A 3,386-nucleotide genomic window follows, 5' to 3' on the forward strand; every position below is an offset into this window, starting at 1 on the left:
GTCAGGATGTCGTCCACAGCCAGGCTGAACGCCGCGGCGCGATCCGCCAGCGAGGGCGTCCGCTCTCCGCTGGCGGGGCCGGGGATGATGACGCGCTGGCCGGCGCGCAGCACATAGGGTTCTTCCAGCGCATTGGCGTCGACGATGCGCGACCATTCGACGCCATAGGCGCGCGCGATCGCGATCCCCGTCTCGCCGGAGCGGACCAGATGATAGCGCCCCGCCGGGATGGCGAGACGCTGGCCGACCCGGATCACGAAGGGCGGGGCCAGGTCGTTGGCGCGCGCGATCGCCTCCGATCCCGAACCGGTGCGATCCGCCACCCGGCGCAGGCTGTCGCCCGGCTGGACGATGTAGGTGGAGGCGGGGATCTCCCGCGCGTCGGGGGTGACCGCGCGCGTTTCCCAGGACGGGCGCGGTGCGGGCAGCGTCGATACCGCGTCGGTCGCAGCCGGCGGCACGTCACCCTGCGTCGGCAGGGCGGGGCGATCATCGTCGCGCGCGATCGGCGGTGATGGCGGCGTGGTCGGGGCGCCCTCGTCCAGGCTGGGGATGCATCCCGCCAGCATCGTTGCGCCCAGCATCATCGCCAGCTTTCGCATGCCGCCGTCCTCCGCTCAGCTATACGCCGCGTTCAGCATGGCGAGCGAGGCGCCGTGCGTCAGGTCGAGATGCAGCGGCGTGACCGCGATATGGCCGTCATGCACCGCGTCCAGATCGGTATCGTGCGCCGGCGTGTGTGGCATGCGGCCGAGTGCCAGCCAGTAATAGTCGTAGCCGCGCGGATCGGTGCGCTTGTCCATCCGGACCCGGCCGTAATCGCGGATACCCTGCCGGGCGACCCGGATGCCCTGCACGGCATCCGGCGCCACCGGCGGAAAATTGACGTTCATCAGCGTGCGAGGCGCAAAGTCCAGATCGAGCAGCGGGCGCAGCGCCCGCTCCCCCCAGGCGCGCGCGGTATCGAAGCTGACCGCATCGCCCAGCCCATGCTTGGCATAACGCTGGCTGAGCGCGACCGAGCGGATGCCGGCCAGTGCCCCTTCCATTGCCGCCGATACCGTGCCCGAATAGAATACGTCCTCGCCCAGATTGGCGCCGCGATTGACCCCGGACAGGATCAGGTCGGGCTTGTGATCCGCCATGATCTCGCCCAGCGCCATCATCACCGCGTCGGTGGGGGTGCCCGCCACCGCATAGCGCCGCTCGCCAAAGCGGCGGACGCGCAACGGCCGGGTCAGCGTCAGCGACCGGCTGGTCCCCGACTGTTCCTCGGCCGGGGCCACCACCCAGACATCGTCGGAAAAGCGCGCGGCGATCTCCTCCAGAACCTTCAGGCCGGGGGCGTGATAGCCATCGTCATTGGTGAGGAGGATGCGCATGGCTTAGCGCGCGCCCAGCACGGTCGCGCCGCCCAGATAGGGTTGCAGCACCGCCGGGACCGCAACCGACCCGTCCTCCTGCTGGTAATTCTCGATCACCGCGACCAGCGTGCGGCCCACCGCCAGCCCGGAGCCGTTGAGCGTGTGGACGAAGCGGTTGCCCTTGCCCTCGGCCGGGCGGAACCGGGCGTTCATCCGTCGCGCCTGGAAATCGGTGCAGGTCGAGCAGCTCGAAATCTCGCGATACCGATCCTGCCCAGGCAACCAGACCTCCAGATCATAGGTGCGCGCAGCGGAGAAGCCCATGTCGCCCGTGCAGAGCAACATGCGGCGATAGGCGAGGCCGAGCGCATCCAGCACGCCCTCTGCACAGGCCGTCATCCGCTCATGCTCCTCGTCCGATCGGTCGGGATGGACGATCGACACCATCTCGACCTTGTCGAACTGATGCTGGCGGATCAGCCCGCGTGTGTCGCGGCCCGCCGCGCCCGCTTCCGAGCGGAAACAGGGGGTGAGCGCGGTGAAGCGCAGCGGCAGTTCCTCTTCCGCCAATATGGTTTCGCGCACGATGTTGGTCAGCGACACCTCGGCCGTGGGGATCAGCCAGCGGCCGTCGGTGGTGCGGAACAGGTCCTCGGCGAATTTGGGCAATTGCCCGGTGCCGAACGCCGCCTCGTCGCGGACCATCAGCGGCGGCTGGACGAGTTCGAAGCCGTGTTCCAGCGTCAGCCGGTCGAGCATGAATTGCCCGAGCGCGCGCGACAACCGTGCCGCATCGCCGCGCAACAGGGTGAAGCGTGCGCCCGACAGCGCGACGCCGGTTTCGAAATCCATCCCCAATGCGGGGCCGATCGCGTCGTGCTCGGCGGGGGCGAAGCTGAAATCGGGGCGTGTGCCACGTTCATGGACCAGCGCATTGTCGTCCTCGTCGGCACCCGGCGGTACGTCGGCGGCGGGCAGGTTGGGGATGGCGGCCAGCGCGGCGTCCAGTTCCGTGCCGATCGCGCGTTCCTGTTCCTCCAGTTCGGGCAGCTTCGCCTTCAGTTCGGCGACCTCGGCCATCAGTGCCTGTGCGCGTTCCTCGTCCTTTGCCGCCTTGGCCTGGCCGATCTGCTTGGACAGGTCGTTGCGGCGGGTCTGGGCGTCTTGCGCGGCGGCGATCGTGGTGCGGCGGCGCTCGTCGAGGGCGAGCAGCACTGCCGACTGCGGCTCGGCGCCACGCTTGGTCAGGGCGGCGTCGAAGGCGGCGGGATCGTCGCGGATCAGGCGGATGTCGTGCATAGGCCGTGGCTATGACGGGGCGAACGCAGGCTTGCAAGCCGGCGGCCGGCGCAACCCTGGCGGCGGCACGGGCGTTGTCCCGGATAGAACCGATACTGCAAGGAGATACGCGATGCTGGTGCCGCATAATGCATTCGTGCTGGTGGCCGATGGGCGCAAGAGCCTGTTCTTCCGCAACGAGGGCGATGCCGAGTTCCCCAATCTGCAGGTGGAACATGCCGAGGAGCATCCCAATCCACGCGACCGCGACCAGAAGACCGATGCGGCCGGCGCCGCCAGCTCCACGCAGAGCGGCCAGGGGGCTCCACCGATCGCGCAGGGCGGATCGAACCAGGCCGGCAGCGGCGGGCAGGGTGCGCAGTTCGCACCGTCACGCGGGTCGCTTGGCGAAACGGACTATCACCAGCAGGAGGAGGATCGCTTCGCCGCCGAGATCGCCGACATGCTGAAGCGGCGTGCGCTGGCGGGCGAGTTCGAATCGCTCATCATCGTCGCCCCGCCGCAGACGCTGGGCGAGCTGCGCAAGCATTACCACAAGGAAGTCAGCAACCGACTTGCGGGCGAACTGGCCAAGGACCTGACCAACATGCCGGTGCCTGATATCGAGACGGCGTTGAAGAACGCCTGACGCGGAGGACGCCCACCCCTCCGCACACGCAGGAAGGGGCCCGCCAAGGGGATCGGCGGGCCCCTTTTGCTTGTGGCGCGCCGATCCCCTTGGCG

General features: G+C 68.9%; 4 protein-coding genes. 1 reads left to right on the top strand and 3 read right to left on the bottom strand.

What is annotated here, in order from left to right; genetic code table 11:
- The 3 genes from Q0U08_RS19080 to serS form a co-directional block, all read right to left on the bottom strand.
- Positions 1-602 (bottom strand): LysM domain-containing protein (locus Q0U08_RS19080; protein ID WP_298093330.1); only part of this gene is annotated, 602 nt, incomplete at its 3' end.
- A 15-nt stretch (positions 603-617) separates the two neighbouring features.
- On the bottom strand, positions 618-1,382 hold the full coding sequence (surE, locus tag Q0U08_RS19085) for a 5'/3'-nucleotidase SurE (protein ID WP_298093331.1): 765 nt from the start codon (positions 1,380-1,382) through the stop codon (positions 618-620).
- A gap of 3 nt (positions 1,383-1,385) precedes the next feature.
- On the bottom strand, positions 1,386-2,663 hold the full coding sequence (gene serS / locus Q0U08_RS19090) for a serine--tRNA ligase (protein WP_298093332.1): 1,278 nt from the start codon (positions 2,661-2,663) through the stop codon (positions 1,386-1,388).
- Between the two features lie 112 nt (positions 2,664-2,775).
- Here serS and Q0U08_RS19095 point away from each other — a divergent pair, with 112 nt between their 5' ends.
- Complete coding sequence (locus tag Q0U08_RS19095; RefSeq protein WP_298093333.1) at positions 2,776-3,291, top strand: host attachment family protein; 516 nt, start codon at positions 2,776-2,778, stop codon at positions 3,289-3,291.
- Positions 3,292-3,386: the final 95 nt, after the last annotated feature.

This window comes from uncultured Sphingomonas sp. (genome assembly GCF_946477935.1).
Classification (GTDB): Bacteria; Pseudomonadota; Alphaproteobacteria; order Sphingomonadales; family Sphingomonadaceae; genus Sphingomonas.